15 protein-coding genes are annotated in these 19,641 nt (G+C 29.0%); 4 read left to right on the top strand and 11 right to left on the bottom strand.

Going from position 1 to position 19,641, the window contains the following annotated elements:
• Positions 1 to 80 precede the first annotated feature (80 nt).
• Positions 81 to 1,091 carry an asparaginase gene (locus COL3_RS21395; protein ID WP_008422305.1) on the bottom strand — a complete coding sequence of 337 codons (1,011 nt, stop codon included), beginning with the start codon at positions 1,089 to 1,091 and terminating at the stop codon, positions 81 to 83.
• Between the two features lie 439 nt (positions 1,092 to 1,530).
• Here COL3_RS21395 and COL3_RS21390 point away from each other — a divergent pair, with 439 nt between their 5' ends.
• Entirely contained in the window at positions 1,531 to 3,249 is a 1,719-nt protein-coding gene (locus tag COL3_RS21390) for a methyl-accepting chemotaxis protein (RefSeq protein ID WP_008422306.1), read from the top strand.
• A gap of 215 nt (positions 3,250 to 3,464) precedes the next feature.
• On the top strand, positions 3,465 to 3,740 hold the full coding sequence (locus COL3_RS21385; protein ID WP_008422308.1) for a DUF2325 domain-containing protein: 276 nt from the start codon (positions 3,465 to 3,467) through the stop codon (positions 3,738 to 3,740).
• Between the two features lie 234 nt (positions 3,741 to 3,974).
• Here COL3_RS21385 and COL3_RS21380 read toward each other — a convergent pair whose 3' ends face one another.
• The 9 genes from COL3_RS21380 to COL3_RS21335 form a co-directional block, all read right to left on the bottom strand.
• Positions 3,975 to 5,144, bottom strand: a complete 1,170-nt coding sequence (locus COL3_RS21380; RefSeq protein ID WP_008422309.1) for a sugar ABC transporter permease — start codon at positions 5,142 to 5,144, stop codon at positions 3,975 to 3,977.
• A gap of 2 nt (positions 5,145 to 5,146) precedes the next feature.
• Positions 5,147 to 6,724: a xylose ABC transporter ATP-binding protein gene (locus COL3_RS21375; protein ID WP_008422310.1), complete on the bottom strand. Its 1,578-nt coding sequence runs from the start codon at positions 6,722 to 6,724 to the stop codon at positions 5,147 to 5,149.
• A 63-nt stretch (positions 6,725 to 6,787) separates the two neighbouring features.
• Positions 6,788 to 7,867: a D-xylose ABC transporter substrate-binding protein gene (xylF, locus tag COL3_RS21370; RefSeq protein ID WP_008422311.1), complete on the bottom strand. Its 1,080-nt coding sequence runs from the start codon at positions 7,865 to 7,867 to the stop codon at positions 6,788 to 6,790.
• A 286-nt stretch (positions 7,868 to 8,153) separates the two neighbouring features.
• Positions 8,154 to 9,488, bottom strand: coding sequence for a response regulator (locus COL3_RS21365; RefSeq protein ID WP_035283153.1), 1,335 nt, complete (start codon positions 9,486 to 9,488; stop codon positions 8,154 to 8,156).
• Positions 9,466 to 10,872, bottom strand: a complete 1,407-nt coding sequence (locus tag COL3_RS21360; RefSeq protein WP_242982169.1) for a histidine kinase — start codon at positions 10,870 to 10,872, stop codon at positions 9,466 to 9,468. Before COL3_RS21360 ends, COL3_RS21365 begins: the two co-directional genes overlap by 23 nt.
• Before the next feature lie 79 nt (positions 10,873 to 10,951).
• Entirely contained in the window at positions 10,952 to 11,932 is a 981-nt protein-coding gene (locus COL3_RS21355; RefSeq protein WP_008422315.1) for a substrate-binding domain-containing protein, read from the bottom strand.
• A gap of 343 nt (positions 11,933 to 12,275) precedes the next feature.
• Positions 12,276 to 12,881 carry a CoA pyrophosphatase gene (locus COL3_RS21350; protein WP_008422317.1) on the bottom strand — a complete coding sequence of 202 codons (606 nt, stop codon included), beginning with the start codon at positions 12,879 to 12,881 and terminating at the stop codon, positions 12,276 to 12,278.
• Positions 12,882 to 13,043: 162 nt separating this feature from the next.
• Positions 13,044 to 13,835 carry an HAD-IIA family hydrolase gene (locus tag COL3_RS21345; RefSeq protein WP_008422319.1) on the bottom strand — a complete coding sequence of 264 codons (792 nt, stop codon included), beginning with the start codon at positions 13,833 to 13,835 and terminating at the stop codon, positions 13,044 to 13,046.
• Positions 13,836 to 14,067: 232 nt separating this feature from the next.
• Entirely contained in the window at positions 14,068 to 16,014 is a 1,947-nt protein-coding gene (locus COL3_RS21335; protein WP_008422321.1) for a beta-L-arabinofuranosidase domain-containing protein, read from the bottom strand.
• A gap of 188 nt (positions 16,015 to 16,202) precedes the next feature.
• Here COL3_RS21335 and COL3_RS21330 point away from each other — a divergent pair, with 188 nt between their 5' ends.
• Both COL3_RS21330 and COL3_RS21325 read left to right on the top strand, forming a co-directional pair.
• Positions 16,203 to 17,102 (top strand): AraC family transcriptional regulator, encoded by a 900-nt coding sequence (locus tag COL3_RS21330; RefSeq protein ID WP_008422322.1) that lies wholly within the window; start codon positions 16,203 to 16,205, stop codon positions 17,100 to 17,102.
• A 203-nt stretch (positions 17,103 to 17,305) separates the two neighbouring features.
• On the top strand, positions 17,306 to 18,220 hold the full coding sequence (locus tag COL3_RS21325) for a winged helix-turn-helix transcriptional regulator (protein WP_008422323.1): 915 nt from the start codon (positions 17,306 to 17,308) through the stop codon (positions 18,218 to 18,220).
• A gap of 60 nt (positions 18,221 to 18,280) precedes the next feature.
• Here the strand turns inward: COL3_RS21325 and COL3_RS21320 are convergent, their stop codons facing one another.
• Positions 18,281 to 19,258: a family 43 glycosylhydrolase gene (locus COL3_RS21320; protein ID WP_008422324.1), complete on the bottom strand. Its 978-nt coding sequence runs from the start codon at positions 19,256 to 19,258 to the stop codon at positions 18,281 to 18,283.
• Positions 19,259 to 19,641: the final 383 nt, after the last annotated feature.

The raw sequence follows: 19,641 nt of genomic DNA, 5'->3' as shown, positions 1-19,641 counted from the left end.
CAGTATGATGGAAAATAGGCTTGGCAGATGGACTTGTTATTTTTTTGATTGTGCCTTATGCTAGCACTTTTATTCTTCATTTAATACTCAGCAAAAATCTTTCCTATTTCTGAAAAATCTTTTGTTTTTGTTAATGCAAGTGAAAGTAATATTCTTGCTTTTGGAGGCGACAATGTATAACTTGGAATGCAATTAGAATACTTATCTATAGTATAATCTCTTAATATGATTCCACTCCCTATTCTTGAAGATCTTACAACTGGAATGCCTCTGGTTTCTAAATTCTTAATTTCTTTCACCCAATTTGAACTAAAAGTACCACTTCCTGCACCTGCAATTACAATTCCTTCAGACTTATCAGCAAAATAGTCAAGAATTGAAGGATCAGCATCTATATTAAAATACGCTATAGATACTATTGGAAGTTTATCTATACCTGAAACATCAAATTGTGAATCAACTGTATGAGGCTTTGTAGATTTATTAAAGAAATAAGGAACATTATCACGCATATATCCAAGACAACCAAATTCTATGGAATTAAAGGCATTTGTTTTGAAAGTATTAACTTTTTGAACATTTCTACCGCTGTAAATTCCATCAGAAAATGCAACCAAACATCCCTGGCCGATTGATAAATCACTTGCTGCTAATGCCACTGACTGATATAGATTTAATGGCCCATCAGCACTAGTAGCAGTAGATGGCCTCATAGCACCAGTTATAACAACTGGCTTATTTGTCTTTACAGTTAAATCTAAAAAATAAGCTGTTTCTTCTAATGTATCAGTACCATGAGTAATTACAAATCCATCTATATCACTTTGCTTTGAAAGTTCATTTATTTTATTCGCAAGAGTTAACCAATGAGTAATAGTAATATCATTACTATCAACATTTGCAACTTGCTCTCCATATATGTTTGCTATCTTATCAAGATTTGTAACACTATTAATTAAAGTTTGTATATCTAAATTACCTGCTTGGTAATTAGTTGTCTTTCCTTCTTCGCCTGTACCGGCAATTGTTCCACCAGTAGCTAAAATCACTATATTTTTAAGTTTAGAATTTTTTGAATTAATTACTATCATTTCCGCCCTCCAAGTTAGATCGTTAGTTTAAATAAAATCTATAAATAAATCCGAAGTAATCATACAATTATATTCGAACTTTATAACACTGATTCTATCATAGTTAATTAATATTTAAAAGATTTTATAACTATTCTATCTATAAAGGCGATGTTATCCCATTTTTTGTTGTTAATGCTTCACTCATAAATATATTTTGAAATAACTTTTTAAATGTAGTTTTATAAGTTAATATTAACGCCTTTCACTTAATACGTCAATAGTTTTTGTATACATTTTCATTTCTTTAAATTAAGAATCGAATAATTATTTAAATCTGTCAATTATAGAAAGAAAATTTTGCATTATTTTTCATAATTAATGAAATAATATAAATATTTTGGTATAATATAAATTGTTAATGTTTTCACTCCAAAAATTTATTAGGAGTGATCTAAAAGTGAAAAAAAACAAAAAGTCTTTCAAGTTAAAAGAAAATTTTAAAAATTATTCTATAAGTAAAAAGATAGATGTAACATTTAGCTATATACTCGTACTTACAATAATAAGTATGTTTATTTCCTTAGCCGTACTGCTATCTTTGTCGGCCAGAACTTCTTCTCTTTATAATGGCCCATATTCTATTTCACAAACAATTTCTGACATAAGACTCTCCTTTCAAAATTCTGACGCAAATATCTATAGAGCAATAATGGAGACTAATACAAAAAATAAAGAATTATTCATTGAAAAATCTGATACCGCCGCACAAGAACTAACTACTAAAATTCAATTATTAGAGAATAGCTCTGATATCACAGATAAAACTGTAATAAATCAACTTACTCAAAACTTATCTATTGCTGAGACCTACCGGAAAGATATCTGTAATGGAATAAAAAATCAAAACGCTAATACAACTTTAACTTCTAAGCTAGATACTTATAGTTTTCAAAGAGATATAGTTAATAATTATATTTCACAATTGTATGAAGCCTCAAAGGGCAATGCTCAATCTTTTGTTAATAGTTCTATTATCTATAGAAACATAGCTGCAACAGTTCTCATTTTAATGATGATATTTTTAATTGTAATTCCTAGATTACTAGGTAAGACACTTAAAGCTGCGATATTTGAAGGAATAAACAATGTAAAAGATATAGCTCATAATCTCTCCCAAGGAACCTTAAATATAGAAAATGAATTTAATTCTAAAGATGAAATGGGAGAAATGTTTAATTCACTAAACAAATCCATAAGCATGTTAAAAGCATATATTAAAGATATAACATATACGCTAGAAGAATTGTCAAATGGAAATTTAAATATTACTGCTGGGAAGTCAGTTACTTATATTGGAGACTTCATGCCGATACATGAATCTCTAGAGAAAATTATTGATAATCTAAATAATAGCTTTTTACACATAAACAAATCAGTAGATTTTACTTCAAATAGTACGAAAGAAATTGCATCAATTACAAAAGTACTTTCTGAAGGTGCTTCTGACCAGGCCAACGCAGTTCAACATCTTCAAGATAATTTCAGTTTAATACTTAATATGGTCAAGAAAAATACTGAGAACTCAGAAAAAGCTTATAATTCTTATAGTAAAACAAGAGAAATTATCGATGATGGAAATAATAAGATGGAACACTTGATGAAGTCTATAAATGAAATTGCAGCTTCGTCAAATCAAATTTCTGAAATTATAAATACTATTCAATCAATCTCAGAACAAACTAATTTACTTGCATTAAATGCAGCTATCGAGGCTGCCAGGGCCGGTGAGGCTGGCAAAGGATTTGCTGTTGTTGCTGATGAAGTACGAAAACTTGCTGATCAATCCTCTGAATCTGTTAAAATTATTACTCAAATTATAGAAAACTCATTAAACCTAGTTGCAAAAGGTGAATCTATTGCAAATGAAACTAGAAATTCTCTCAACAGCATTATTGAAAATGTTAAATACACCTCGCAGCTAGTAAAAGAAATAACACTTTCTTCTAAAGATCAAACTAATGCAGTATCTGAAATGACATCAAAAGTAAATATCATATACGATATTGTTCAAACTAATTTGGCTACTGCCGAAGAAACTTCAGCATCAACCGAAGAGTTAGCATCTCACTCAGAGATTATGCATGATCAAATTTCTGAATTTAAGCTTCGAAATTAAACAATTTTAACCAATCTTTTAAAATTAATATCTAAAAAACAATCTAATATTCTATAAAATATGAAAGCCCTAATTTCTTGTTTGGACAACCAGGAAATTAGGGCTTTTAAATATGATTATGTTTTACTTATTATAATAAAAATAATATTCAGTATTGAGGATTAGCAAAAAATATAGTATACTTATAAGAATAGTATGAATAAGGAGTGAATTCTATGGGGGTTATAATTGTTGGAGGGGATAATATTAAAATGATAAATTGCCACTTATGCAACAAAGGCTTTTGTGTTATTAAGCACATAAGCGGAAGAAAAAAGAATCATAAGTGTGTTGAAATACCTCAAAATGCTGAACTTATAATAATTTTTATTGATTTTGTGAATCATAAATTATGCGAACACATAAAAAGAGAATCAAAAAAACTTGGCATAAAAACAATATATGCAAAAAGATCCTGGTCTTCCGTTGAAAATTTATTATTAAATATTTAAATTTTATAATTATCAAATAGTTATATAAGATTCTAAAGGACTAATAATCAATTAAGGTATATTCAAACTGAAATAACAAGTCAGCCTATCAACTCTTTGGCAAGTTTAACTTGTAATTCATTAAACGCAAATAACAGCAAGTATATTGGATAATTACCTGCTGTTATTAGATGGTTTTATTGTCATGTACTTATAATAATTATTTTAATTAAGGCTAAATTTAAATATTATTGATTACTTTTTATTTTTAGAAGATATATCCATCCAAACTGCAATTAATAATATTAATCCTTTAACAATATATTGCCAGAATGTTGGAGTGTTCATCATGCTCATACCATTGTCCACACTTGCCATTACTAGTGCACCAACTAATGCTCCTGCAACTGATCCAGTACCACCAGCTAAACTCGCACCACCTATAACACATGATGCTATAGCGTCCAATTCTGCATTTTGCCCTGCTGCAACTGATCCAGCATTTAATCTTGCTGTAAGTAATATTCCTGCTACTGCTGCAAGTAACCCAACCATTGAATATACTACTAACATATGTTTCTTTACATTGATACCTGATAATCTTGCAGCATCTCTATTACCACCAATTCCATATACTCTTCTACCAAATATAGTTTTTGTTCCTATGAATGATAATATTAATGCTATAATCAACATTATGAAAACTGGTATTGGAAAACCTTGATAATCATTTAGGATCAATACTAGACCTAAAGATACTATTCCAATTGCTACGATTATTAATACATCAAATGCCATTGGCTTTACTTCAATATTATATTTAATTTTATTTTTTCTATTACTTAATATTAAGTAAGATGAACCTGCAACTGCTAATACTACTAATACATATCCAAATACTGTTGGCAAATACGCTTGTCCTATTGCTTTAAAGTCTGCTGTTAGCGGTGCTACAGTATTACCACCAGTTATACCTATTAACACTCCTCTAAAAACAAGCATGCTGGCTAAAGTAACTATAAATGATGGTACATTTCTAAATGCTATCCAATATCCATTCCAAGCACCTATTATTATTCCGAGTATTAATGTTATTACCATAGTTGGAATAGCTGAAAGGCCAAACCAAACATTTAATATTGCTGCAACTCCTCCAAGTAATCCTAAGGTTGACCCTACTGAAAGATCAATTTCTCCCAGAATAATTACAAAGACCATTCCTATAGCAAGTATGCCTGTAACTGACATCTGCCTAAATAAATTCGATAAATTTCTAGTAGTTAAAAAATTTCCCTCCGTCAATACTGTAAATAGAACCCATATTGCTACTGTTGCTATTAATATTGTCGCCATTTTAGATTTAAATATAACATTTAATCCTAATTTTTTTTCTTTCTCTGAACTTACACTTTTGCTTAATTGCATATCTATACTCCTCCTACAGATGTTATCATTTCTTCGTTATAAATCACATTATTTTCTTCGTTTTTCTTTCCTACTGAATATGCCATAATCATTTCTTGGGTTAAACCATCATTATCAAGACTTGCTTTTATTTCGCCTTCATTCATTACTAAAACCCTGTCACTAATTCCTAAAACTTCGGGTAATTCAGATGAAACCATTATTATGGATATGCCCTGTTTAGCTAATTTAAAGATAAGTTTATAAATCTCAAACTTAGCTCCAACATCGATACCTCTAGTTGGTTCATCTAGTATTAGAATTTTAGGCTCAGCTAAAAGATTTTTTGCAAGTATAACTTTTTGCTGATTACCACCACTTAAATTCTTTATTGCCAATTCTGTTGATGCTGTTTTTATCTTTATTTCATCAATGTAGCTAAGTACATCCATCATTTCTTTGTCATTATCTATTACATTAAGTGCTTTTTTATACTTTAATAAATTGCTTATTGTCATATTCTTAGCAACACTCATTCCAGCGATTATTCCATCTTTTTTTCTATCTTCAGGAACCATAGCTATACCTTTTTCTAGAGCATCACTTGGATTTTTAATATCAACCTTTTGACCCTCAAAGTATATTTCACCATTTTTTTCTCCTTGAAAACTTCCATAAATACTTGCCACCATTTCAGTTCTACCTGAACCAACTAACCCTGAAATTCCAAGTATTTCTCCACGCCTCAATGTAAAATTCGCATTTTTAACTCTCAATAAATTACTATTAAATGGATCACGAACATTGAGATTTTTCACTTCAAAAAATTCCTCTCCAATTTTATGTTCTTCCCTTGGAAATAAATTTTTCATTTCTCTTCCAACCATCATTTGTACTAATTTATCTTGATCTATGTCTTTAATAGGTACTTGCCCTATCGTTGATCCATCTCTAATTACAGTTACATTGTCACATATTCTTGTAACTTCATTAAGTTTATGAGAAATATAAATGCAAGTAACACCGTCTTTTCTCAAGTCTTCTAATATTCCCATTAATACTTCTACTTCACCTTCACTTAATGATGCTGAAGGTTCATCAAGAATTAATAATTTTGCATTTTTAGATAACGCCTTTGCTATTTCAACTAATTGTTGATGCCCGATTCCTAAATCCCCTGCTCTTGTTAGAGGATTGATATTTAATTTAACTCTGCTTAGTAGTTCATTAGTCTTACTTAATTGCTCACTGAAACTTACCATTCCATTTTTACCAATTTCATTGCCTAAAAATATATTTTCTGCAATAGAAAGTTGTTTAATAAGGGCTAATTCCTGATGAATAATTGCTATACCAGCTTTTTCTGAATCTTTTATACTAGTTTGGTTTAATTCTTTTCCCTCAAATATTATTTTTCCAGAGAAAGATCCTGCAGGATGTTCTCCACTTAAGATTTTCATCAAAGTAGATTTTCCAGCTCCATTTTCACCACAAAGTGCATGTACTTCTGCTTTCTTAACTTTTAATGTTACTCCATTTAATGCCTTTACTCCAAAGAACTCTTTTACTATATCTTGCATTTCTAAAATATACTCACTCATGAAATACATATCTCCTTTCTATATCGGGGTTTAAAACCTCGGCTTCAAACCCCAATATTCTATTTACTTACTTGGTCTTTTATCTTCTGGCACGTTTTTATATACATCATCAAACTTTTGGAAACCATCTTTTATTACAGTGTCTTTCATATTATCAGCTGTTACAGCTATTGGTGTAAGTAATACTGAAGGTACATCCTTCTGACCATTATTAGTTACGGTTCCATTTGTTTGAATTTCTTCACCTTTAGCCATTTTTACTGCCATTTCAGCAGCTTTTGTAGCAATATCTTTAATTGGTTTATATACTGTCATTGTTTGAGTTCCTTCAACAACTCTTTGGCATCCTGCTAAGTCAGCATCTTGTCCAGAAATAGAAACCTTTCCTGCTAAGTTTTGAGCTTGTAATGCTTGAATTGCACCACCAGCGGTACTGTCGTTTGAAGCAACAACAGCATCAATCTTATTATTATTAGCAGTTAATGCATTTTCCATTATCTTTAACGCTTCTTCTGCTAACCAATCCTTTGCCCATTGGTCTCCTATAATCTTTATGTCACCTTTATCAACATAAGGTTTTATTATATTCATTTGTCCTTGTCTAAATAATTTTGCGTTATTATCTGTTGGAGATCCTCCCATCATAAAGTAATTTCCTTTAGGAGTTTTATCAACAATTGCTTTTGCTTGTAATTCTCCAACCTTAACGTTATCAAATGATACATAATCATCTAAGTCACTATTTGTAATTAACCTATCGTAAGATAAAACTTTTATTTTGTTTTGATGAGCTTCTTCTACAATAGGTGCTATAGATTCACCATTGTGTGGTATTATTACTAAAACATTTACCCCTTGAGATATAAGATTTTCACATTGTGACATTTGTGTAGGATCATCTCCATTTGCAGATTGGAAAACAACGTCTGCACCAAGCTTTTTAGCTTGTTCTTCAAAAATTTCTTTATCATGCTGCCATCTTTCAAGTCTTAAATCATCAAAGCTTACACCAATTTTTATTTTTTTATCTCCACCAGCTGATGTTTGAGCATCTTTCTTTGCTCCACAGCCAGTTAGCGCAGAAAATATTAATACTCCACTTAGTGCTAAACCTAATAATTTAACCATTTTTTTAGACTTCATTATTTATCTCCCCTTTTTCATAATTATTGATCTCGTTTACAATGTTAATTATATTCCTAATAGTAATCGTTTCGAATAGACCTATTTGCTGACTTATAATTTTATATTGCTGTATTCAAACAGCAATTTTTTACCAGTAAATAATCGAAAACAAAAAATAATCTAGGTCAATTCTTTAATTTAAGATCTTAACCTAGATATTTTTAACTATATATTTTTAAATAGTAATATATTGCGCTATAAATTAATGCGCATTAAAAAGAATTTCTTAAAATCAATTTTTTATCTAACTTTTAACAATTTTTTCCTCTATAGATATTTTAAAATTTACCGGACTTACACCTTCATATTTTTTAAATACCTTGCTGAAATAGTTAGGATCATTGTATCCAACCTTATAACATACTTCTTTTACATTCATTTCACCATTTGACAATAATTCCTTAGCTATATCTATCCTACATTTATTCACATAATCTGAAAAATTGATTCCCGTAACTTCTTTAAACGTTCTGCTAAAATAATATACACTCAGTCCAAAATTATTTGCAACTTTCTCTAGTTCTAGCTCAGTCTCAATATTCTCTCTAATAAAATCTTTTACATCTTCAAATAGCTTCATCTTTATTTTATTAGTATTTCTATTTTTGTTTTCCTTTACATTAGTAATAAATTGATCCTTTGCTAACTTATCATTCACATCATCTATATATATGATATTAACATTGTCTGAATTATACACTAAACATTTAGTAGCTTGTCTATAAGATTCAACTATTTGCTCAACAGAATCAAATGTTTCTCCAAGTCCAGCTCTTATTGACACATCAAATCTCTTTTTAATTTCTCTCCTTATGTTAAAAGCAAGATCAATTTTTAAGTTCTTAAAATCACTAATATTTTCGTTTTCTATTTGTATGAAATACGTTAGCTCCTCATAAAACACATAATTTCCTATACATTTATATTTTCTATTAATATATTCCTTAATATATTCACCTATTTTTATTTTTATTTCGTCTTTTTCAATTCTGCTTATATCTTTAAAGGCATATTTATCTTTTATAGATATAACCATTGCATAGCTATTTACAAAATTCATATTAAGGTAACGTAAGTACATTCCATAATCAATACCTTTTAACTTATCATTTATAATTAAGTCACTTAATTGATTTTCGAGTACAGGTAATAAGGTATATATTTTTTCTTTATCTTCAATTTCACTTTTTCGCTTATTTTGTTCTTTTTGGACCCAGCGAATACCTGCAGTGATTTTTTCAACTATTTCCTCTTTTGTAAAAGGTTTTAATAGATACTCTTTTACGTTTATTTTTACAGCTTCTTGTGCAAAATCAAAATAATCATATGCTGTTAAAATTATACTATATAAGTTTGGTAATGTAACACTTATTTCCTTCAGAGCTTGTATTCCATCAATTCCCGGCATTTTTATGTCAATTATAACCATATCAGGTCTAATACTTTCAGATAATTCTATAGCCTCTCTCCCATTTTTAGCTTCATATACCTCTAATTTTTCGGAAAAGTTTTGTTTTATTATATGCTTAACTGTTTCTCTATCATATTTTTCATCATCAGCAAGTAATATTTTCATCATTATTATCCTCCTCCATTATAGGTATTTTCAAATAAACTCTTGTCCCCTTCCCCTCTTCGCTTTCTATCTTAAACATGTTTTCTTGATCATATAAATACCTAAGTCTTTTTTCAACTATATTTATTCCAAGTCCTGTTGTATGTCCAGTGTGCTTCATTTCGTAATTATAGTTATTAATCTTGTCCAAAATTTCTTTTGAAATTCCAATACCATCATCTTCTATTATAATCTTGCAAATTCCATTTTCCTCGTTTATACAAATATTTATATATCCACCTTCTTCTTTTGGCTCAATGCCATGAATAAATGCATTTTCAACCAATGGTTGTATAGTCATTCCTGGAACTTTTACTTTTTTCATATCCATACTTGTGCTTAAATTAAATTTTATTCGGTCATCAAATCTACATTCTTGAATATAAATATAATCTTTTATTATATTTATTTCCTCTTCCAAAAGCGCATTAGTACTCATAGATCTTAATGAATACCTCAAAATATTAGATACTGATTTTATTAGTTTGCTTGTTGTTGTAGCATTTTCCATCATAGCTGTAGCATTGATGCAATTTAAAGTATTAAATAAAAAATGTGGATTTATCTGAGATTGTAATACTTTTAAATCAAATTCCTTTAAAGCATTTTCATATTGAAGGTTTTTCATTTCCTCTTCTTTTAACTTCTTTTCTAATATAAGCTTTTCATTAATTGACCTTATAAGATCTTTTATATCTTTTATCATAGTATTAAAGGTTCTTGTAAGCACATCTAACTCATAAATATCAGTTTTATCCCCTTCATAATATTCAAATTGTCCTTTAGATACTTTATTAGAAATTTCAACTATTCCTTTCAATCCCTTTGAAATATTTCTTATAAAAAGAAGTGCATAGGATACACACATAGTTAAAATTACAATAAGGTATATAGTTAGTGATACATATATTAATTTGCTATTTTTGTTCAATTCTTTATATGTTACGCTGTTAGTTTCTAGATAATTTTGCATTAAAGTAGATGCATATTCTTTAGCATATCCTGCGATATTTTTAGCCGATATAAAATCGTCATAATAAAAAATATATCCTTCCTTATTTTCATAAGCTGAAATTGTTTTCTTAGAGCTTTCTACGTAAGAGTCTAGAGTATTTTCTAAATCTCTCAAAATATATTGATTTGTATTATCAGAATTACTTTTGAGGGTAGCTATTTCCTGTTTAGCAATAAATATTTCATTATTATAGCTTTCCTTCTTATCTCCAGCTCCACTTAATACATATTGATTAAATCCATCTAAGGAATTATCAATATGCTGCTTAATCTCATTGGTAATAAGCATATTATTAAGCATATTTACATAACCATCTTCAATTTTCTTACTCATAGCCAAGGATATAATATTACATATGCCTATAGGGATAATTAAACATATAACAAATATAATAAATTTGCTATTTAAAGTTTTAATTTTCAAATTTATCGTCTCCCTGCTTATAAATATCTAAATTGATTTTATTGACCAATTTAACATTTGTTAAGGATTTTGAATTAATTTCGGACTTTCCTTGAATTTTATCCATTATAATGTTAACTGCCTTATATCCCATTTCATCACTTTTTTGCACTATTGTGGCTGCAACTAATCCCGTTCTAATATTATTTAAAGTTTCTTCTAAATCATCAAAACATATAATTTTCACTTTACCTTTAACATTTAAATCGTTTACCGCTTTAGCAGCTCCTATTCCATCTAATGCTGACGTACAAAATAATGCATCTACTTTATCATTTCTATTTAATATTTTTCTTGTTACTATTTCTGCTTCAAGAAGCATTGCATCAGACGAATCCACATCAACGACCTTTAAATTTGAGTGTGCTGCAAGATAGTTTTCGAATCCTTCTACTCTCTCTCTTTGATTCTTGACATCTTTTCCACCCATTACTATTGCAACATTTCCGTCCTTTCCAACTTGCTTTACAGTTTCTTCACCAGCAACTTGTCCAGCAAGTATGTTATCTGTACCTACATATGCTATTCTATTGCTATTTTCTTCGTCTGAATCTATTGTAACAACTGGTATTCCTTTTTCTATAGCACCATTGATTTTCTGTGAATATTTGCCTTCCTCCTGAACGTAAGTTATTATTCCACTGACCTTAGCTGATGTAGCCATATCAAAAAGTTTCAATCCTTCTTCCGTATTTGCAGTGGTAGGTCCTAAAAACTCAACTACTGCGCCCCTTTCTTCGGCTGCCCTTTCTGCCCCTTTCTTTATACTCAGCCAATAAGGGTTTGTCTTTATATGAGATATCAACACTATTTTAGGTTTAATAGGTTCCTTTTCTACCTTTTTATCTTTTAACAAATTAAGAAAGAATAAATTACTACCCAAAAAGAGTGCAGCAAGTACAATTCCCAAAATACCCTTTAAGTATTTCATTACCAAGTCTCCTTTTTACTAAAAATTAATGAAATATATAGCATTTGAAATTACTTTTAAAATGTTCTTTAATAATGTTATTCTATATTTGTTCTATTTTTAAGTCAATGCTTTTTTGTATAGCTTTTCATAAGTATATGTGAAAATTATTATAAACTCAGCATTTCTTATACAAATTTGGAATTCATTCCTTAATACTACTTTAAAAAAATTGAAAAGAGCTTACTATTGGTATCAGAATTGCTTAGTTTTATCGTTTATTTTTTTGTTTAAAAAAGGATTAAGTTTTTTCCTTAATCCCTAATTTTAGCTAAACTTTATTATTCTAGGTGGTTTAGGAGCATTAGGACAACTTTTCCAAAAAGTTTTGCAGCATTTCTGCTGTAATTCCCCATATATTATAGTCTTCATATTTATAAAATAAAGACCTATAATTAGCTTCCCTAAATTTATAATTTTCTCTATTGACAATTAAATCGTATGGAAATTCCTTAGCTCTCTCAATATTTATTTTGTTATTAAACTCAAGAGGCTTATGTTTTAAAAGATAAGATAATGGTACATAAAATACATGGTCAACTTCATCTTCACTTATTTTTATTTCATCGACACTTTTGACAACCCCCACATATGGGTGGATTATTATACCATCATACCTAACTACAACGTCTAATTCATTTATTAAGTTAATATTCTTAATTCCAAGTTCTTCAAATAGCTCTCTTAATGCTGCTTCTTTAGGTGTTTCATTTTCATCTATCTTTCCTCCTGGAAAACAAATATCACCAGGCTGACTTTTCAATTTCTTGGATCTAACTTCAAATAATACATGTACTTCATTATCAATTTCAACTAGAGGAATGATTACAGATGACCTTCGCATTCTTTCCCAGCCATTAATATATGGTTTACTGTTTCCTATTTTATTCACTATATTTTCTAAATTCATACGCTATAATCTCCTCCTGACTAATTTTATATGGAAACATTATATCAGATTTCTAGCTTTAAAAATATTTTCTAGTTAAAATTTCGAAATATTTTACACCAAAATAGTTAAAGCTGTTAAAAATTTTTTAACAGCTTTATTCCTTAAATACACTAAAACACCCTAAAATGCTAACTCCTCATATAATTCCTTTATTGAATCAAAACTATATGTTGGTTTAAATTCTGTATTAATCAAATCATCTTTTGTAGCCTCACCAGTAAATACAACTGCAGTATCAACACCACCATTTATTCCACAAGCAATATCTGTATATAATCTATCGCCTATAACTAAAGTTTCTTCCTTTGTAAATCCAGTTTGCTTTAGGCACATTTCTACTATTGCTTTGTTAGGTTTGCCAATATATAACGGTTCTCTTTTAACTGCATTTCCTATCATTTCACATATCGAGCCACAATCTGGAACAAAGCCAAAACTTGTTGGACAAACAAGATCTGGATTTGTTGCTATATAATCAATTTCCCTTGTAAGCAGTAATTCACAAATATCTTCTACTTTTTTATAGGTTAATTCACTATCAAAACCTACTACAGCACATACAATATCATCATCTTGTTCTTCTGTAACATTTACTTTAAATCTTCTAAGTTCCTCAATAAATGATTTTGTTCCAAGTACAAATATCTTTTTATCTTTATAAGTTTCTCTTAAATATAAAGCCGTTGCATAAGAAGAGGTTACAAAACTTGTTTCATCTACCTTAATTTTAAACTTTTTAAACTTTGTAATGTAATCCTCAATACTTTTAGTAGAATTATTTGTTATAAAAATGTATTTGCCTCCAATACTTAATACATAATTCATAAAATCAAGTGTTCCATCTATTAATGTAGTATCTAATGCGATTGTTCCATCAATATCTAGTAAAAATAATTTTTTGTTTCTTAACATATATCTATTCTCCATAAAATAAATTTGTTAGTTTATCAGTGCATTCCTCTAATTTATTTTGATTTTTGCATATTGCAAAATTGCAAATCTATCTCTAATTTCAAGGGCATGGATTACACTTCTATGAGCAAAATATAAACTAACCATATATAATTATATAATATAACTTAATTTATAAACAGCGTATTAATTACAAAAAACATAAAATTAACCTGATTTTTAACATTTAAACCTACGCTCTTACCCACACAATCATTTCACCTAGATTTCTGTTTGCCCATGAATAGTATGGTATCCACTTTAATTTTTTGTATTCATATTTAATTTCTGCTTTAGCACTATATAATTTATCTTCATTGCAATTATCTTCTTGGAGCCTTTTCCCATTTCCTTCAATTGTTACAACTCCACCAAGTAAATCTTTTTCATACTTATACGCAAAGTTTGGATTACTGCTTAAGTAAATTCTATGCAAATCTGCTCCATTATCCTCCTCTTCTAAGCAATAAACAATTGGCCCTCTCATTACAGCTACTTTACCAATGTTTTCTCTTACATTTACGTTTGCTGACATAACCTCTACTGGCATCTTAAAATCAACATCAATTGCATCAGCATTTTTCCAAACTCTATCAATATATGCATAACCATAAATTATTTTATATTCTACATCTTCACCATTCACCTTTATATTATAATTTCCACACCATTCAGGTATTCTAATTGCAACTTCAAAATTAATTTCTTCTTTAATATTTAAGGTGATTTTAACATTTTCATCCCAAGGATAATTTGTTTCAACCTTAAAAGCTACATTATTATTAGATAAATTTGTAGTAATTTCTCCACCCATGTACAAGTGCATAAACATTGTATTTTCTTTAATTGAATACGCATAGCTTCCAATAGATGCTAAAAGCCTAGCAAGATTAGGAGGACAACATGCACAGCCAAACCACTTTTGACGCTCAACTTTTACATGAGCCCTTAAATGATCCTTTTCAGAACTTTCTGGTACTACTTCTAGAGGATTTACATAAAAAAACTTAGTTCCATCCAGGGACATGCCACTTATTACGCCATTATATAAGGCTTTTTCCATAATATCAGCATATTTAGATTTTGGGGAAATTTCAAGCATCCTTCTTGCAAAAAATACCAATCCAATTGACGCACAAGTTTCTGCATAAATTGTGTCGTTAGGCAAATCATAATCATATGTAAATGCTTCACCATATTGAGATGAGCCAATGCCTCCTGTTATATACATTCGCTTCTTAGTCATGTTATCCCATAAACGTTCACAAGCTTCAAGCAATTCATCATCATTAGTTTCTCTAGCTACATCAGCCATTCCAGAATATAGATACACAGCTCTTACAGCATGTCCTTCTGCAGCTTCCTGCTCCCTAACTGGCTTTCCAGCTTGGTAATATTGATATTTAAAATAACTGTCTTCCCACCAAAATTTATTATTATATTTTTTACCTTCTTCTTCGAAATATAAAGGGGCTTTTCCTCTTTCATCAATAAAATATTTAGCTAATTTCAAATATTTTTCGTCTTTTTTTATTTTATAAAGCCTAATTAATGCCATTTCAATTACTTCATGACCTGGGTATCCATGCATTTTATCTTCTTCTGGTCCAAAAATAGTGTCCACATAATCTGCATATTTAATCACTGCATTTAAAAGCTTGTCCTTCCCTGTAGCTTCATAATATGCTACTGCTCCTTCAATTAAATGTCCTAAACAATACAACTCATGATTATCTCGCAAATTAGTCCATCTTTTGTCTAATCCATTTATAATATAGTAAGTATCCAAGTAGCCATCAGACTGTTGTGCAGCACATACAATATCAATAGCTTCATCTGCTATTTTTTCAAGTTCTTCATCTTTATGCCACATGAGAAAAAAACCAACTGCTTCAATCCATTTAGCAAAGTCACTATCTTGAAAAACAAACCCTTTAAACTCACCTTCCATCATTCCTGCCGCAATTTTAAAATTTTGCATGCAGTAACTTGGCTCTGCTCCTTCAATTCTATCGTTTAATGCTTCCCATTGGTATGGAATTACATGAGTTCTTGCAATCTCCATCATCTTTCTCCAAAACTTATCTTGTACATTTATTGAATTCACAGGTAAAGGTTTACTAAAGTTCTTTTTATTCATTTTAAATTCCTCCTAAAATATTATTTAGTGTCAAAATCATAATATTTACAATATAAATATTGCTGTTGAGTTCTACAAAAAAATTCTACTTAAGTTCCTCTATAGTAGTAGTTTTATAAATTAAACTATAGTATATTTAATTTATATAAACAACTTTCATTTCAATAGAATAGGTGGTGAAATCCTATATGTTTCATTTTCTATCTGATAACAGATTTCCACTCAATCATTGCTCTAGTGGAAAATTAGTAAACAGTGAAAATTTTATACATTCCAAAAGAAATCTTGATACCTTCGTTATTCTAATAGGATGCGAAGGAACCCTATATATTGCTCAAGATGATAAACAATATGAACTCACTCCAAATAAATTCATTGTTTTATTTCCTCACCATACTCACTATGGTTATAGAAAATCTAAAGGTAAGCTTTCATACTATTGGTGTCATTTTCAAATTACCTCCAATGAATATAAACTCTTAACTTCCGAACAAATTAATAGTTATATACTAGGAATGAAAGAAAGCAATAAAAAAGAAAACTCTTCAGATGTATATATTTTACCCGAATACGGTTCAATTTCTTCTGCTGCACGAGCAAGTCTAATTTTCAGACAGCTTCTTGATTTAGCCAATAAAAAAAGCTATTCTGAATATTTAACAAACTATGCGTTAAGTCTTCTAGCTATGGAAATATCCCAAGACTTTATAGATAGTATTTTTCTAAACTTCGAAGACTTTACTGGTATTAATAAAAACATTTTAGAAATAATTAATTGGATAAATATGAATTATAACTGCAATCTCTCCATAAAAGAAATTGCTAGGACCTTTAATTATAACCCAGACTATCTTTCTTTATCCTTTAAAAAACTTACCGGCTTATCTCTTCTTAAATTTATCAATAATGCTAAAATATCTGCAGCCAAGCAATTGCTATTAAACTCTTCTTTTTCTATTAAAGAAATTGCTAAACAAGTAGGATTTAATGACGATAAACATTTTATGAAGCTTTTTAAGAAATCTGAAGATATAACACCAACTCAGTATAGAAATGCTTATTTTAGAAAAAAATTAAATAAAAACTAACTATTTATTATTTTGTTTGTAATTTATTATAAAATACGCTTTATTTTATAATTATTTAAAATAATTATTCACTTTTTGTCAATTTAAATGTATAATTATTATAATGTTATACGCTATATTGTTATATAGTATATTTTTATGGGAAGATAAACAAATTTATTTTATAAGTTAATTTAAAAATTAAATAAATTAAGGAGATTACCATGATTCATATTACTAATCTAAAAGAAAGTTTACCACTATTTAAAGCATTAAGTTCTGATGTAAGAATTAGCATATTAGATATTTTATCTCAATATAAACAATTAAATATGAATGAATTGTCTGAAAAACTCGATTTAACTAACGGTGCTGTTACTATGCATATAAAAAAGTTAGAAGAATGCGGATTAATAAAAACTACTAATTTAACTGGTAAGCACGGTTTACAAAAGATATGTTCTCTACATGAAGATAAATTCGTAATAGACATAGGAAAACAAGATTTAGAGAATTCTTATGATATAGAATTAAATATAGGTCATTATTCTAATTACGATATTGCTCCAACATGCGGAATTGCTACTAAAGAAAAGCTTATTGGTGAAGTTGATAATCCAAACTATTTTGCAGATCCTGAAAGAATTAATGCTGATATACTGTGGTTCACCAAAGGATATATTGAATATAGAATTCCTAATTATCTAAAGCCTAACGAAACATTTTTAGAACTTCAAATATCTATGGAAATAAGTTCAGAGGCACCTGGTTCCTGCAGCGATTGGCCTTCTGATATACATTTTTATATTAATAATGTGAACATCGGAAGCTGGACCAGTCCAGGAGATTTTGGTGATAATAAAGGAATCTTAACTCCATCTTGGTGGCTACCAAATTGGAATCAATATGGATTATTAAAACTCTTAAATGTAAATTCTTTTGGCACCTTCATTGATGGAATAAAAATTTCCGATATTACCTTAGAAGATTTAGAATTAAACTACAAAAGTGATATCCTCTTAAAATTAGCTGTTCCGGAAGGAACTAAACACATTGGTGGACTGACTATATTCGGTAAAAACTTCGGAAATTATAGCCAAGGAATAAATGTTAGACTTATTTATAATACTCTACAATAGAAAAGGAAGTATTCAAAATTGTTAGTTAACATTTTTGGATACTTCCTTCATTGTTATATCTTAAACTTCAAAACTTCTTGTATCAGGTGAAGGCACTCCGAAATTTGGCGTTCCATCTTCATTCCATTCAATCACTTCAATTCTTGTATGTCTATTAGGATCAGTTAATGGATCTCCTTTAAGCTCAGTATAATTTCTAGAATGATACACTAGAAGATCTTCTGCTCCATCCTCAGAAACTGTGAAACTGTTATGTCCTGGCCCATATTGATAATTTTCATAAGATGTAGTGAATACTGGCTTTTGAGATTTTTCCCATGATTTAGGATCAAGTAAATCACTATTTTCATCTGCTGTAAGCATTCCAATGCAGTAATTTTCATCGGTAGCACTAGCAGAATATGTTAAAAATATTCTTCCATTTTTCTTTAATATTGATGGCCCTTCATTTACCCAATATAATTTTATTTCCCAGTCTAGTTCAGGCTTAGATAATAATACTGGTTTTGATTTTAACGTCCAAGGGTTTTCCATCTCTGCAATATATATATTTGAATGAGAATTTGGTTCTATCTCCAAATCTTCTTGTGCCCAAACATAGTAAAGTTTATTATTATGTTCAAAAGTCGTTGCATCTAATGCAAAGCTATCCCATCCGCTGTCAACCTTTCCTTTTTCAACCCAATTATCAGTAAGTGGGTTTTCATTATCATTTTCAAGTACATACATTGAATGATTAAATGTAATTCCTGTAACTTCTCTATTTGGAGCAGCAGCAAAATATATATACCATTTATTTTGAATATAGTGAATCTCTGGAGCCCATATTAATTCACTCATTTCTCCACTTTCATGTTTTTCCCAAATAGTCATTGTTTCTGTATCTTGAAGGCCTTCAATTGTTTTAGATCTCCTAAGTTCAATCCTATCATATTCTGGTACAGATGCTGTAAAATAATAATACCCATCAGTATGCTTATGAATATACGGATCTGCCCTTTGAATGACAATAGGATTTTTATATATTGTTTTTATCATAGTTTTTCCCCCTACTTATCCTAATAATTATTTATCAATACAATAATATACATACAGTCTATCATTTAATTTAAATATATTTAAAATATAAATATTATTTATGTTTATATTTGATTTTCTGCATATAAGTATTTCCATATTTTAAAAAACTATATTTAGAGCCTTTTTGTGCATTTACAACAGTTTAGCTTATTATATTACTGTATTTTAGCATGTCCTTATAATATAATTATATACTTGTACGTACTAAAGTCAATATTTTTATATTATGTTTTATTAAAATATTTTACTTTTATTTAAAATATAAAATTATTCATGTTAATATTGTATAAATATCCAACATTATAATTTGACTTATTATATGAATATACTTACATATTTAC

It is taken from the genome of Clostridium sp. LS (assembly GCF_002760435.1).
Lineage (GTDB): Bacteria > Bacillota > Clostridia > Clostridiales > Clostridiaceae > Clostridium.
Note: the sequence above shows the minus strand (reverse complement) of the source record. Positions and strands in the feature narration are given on the sequence as shown.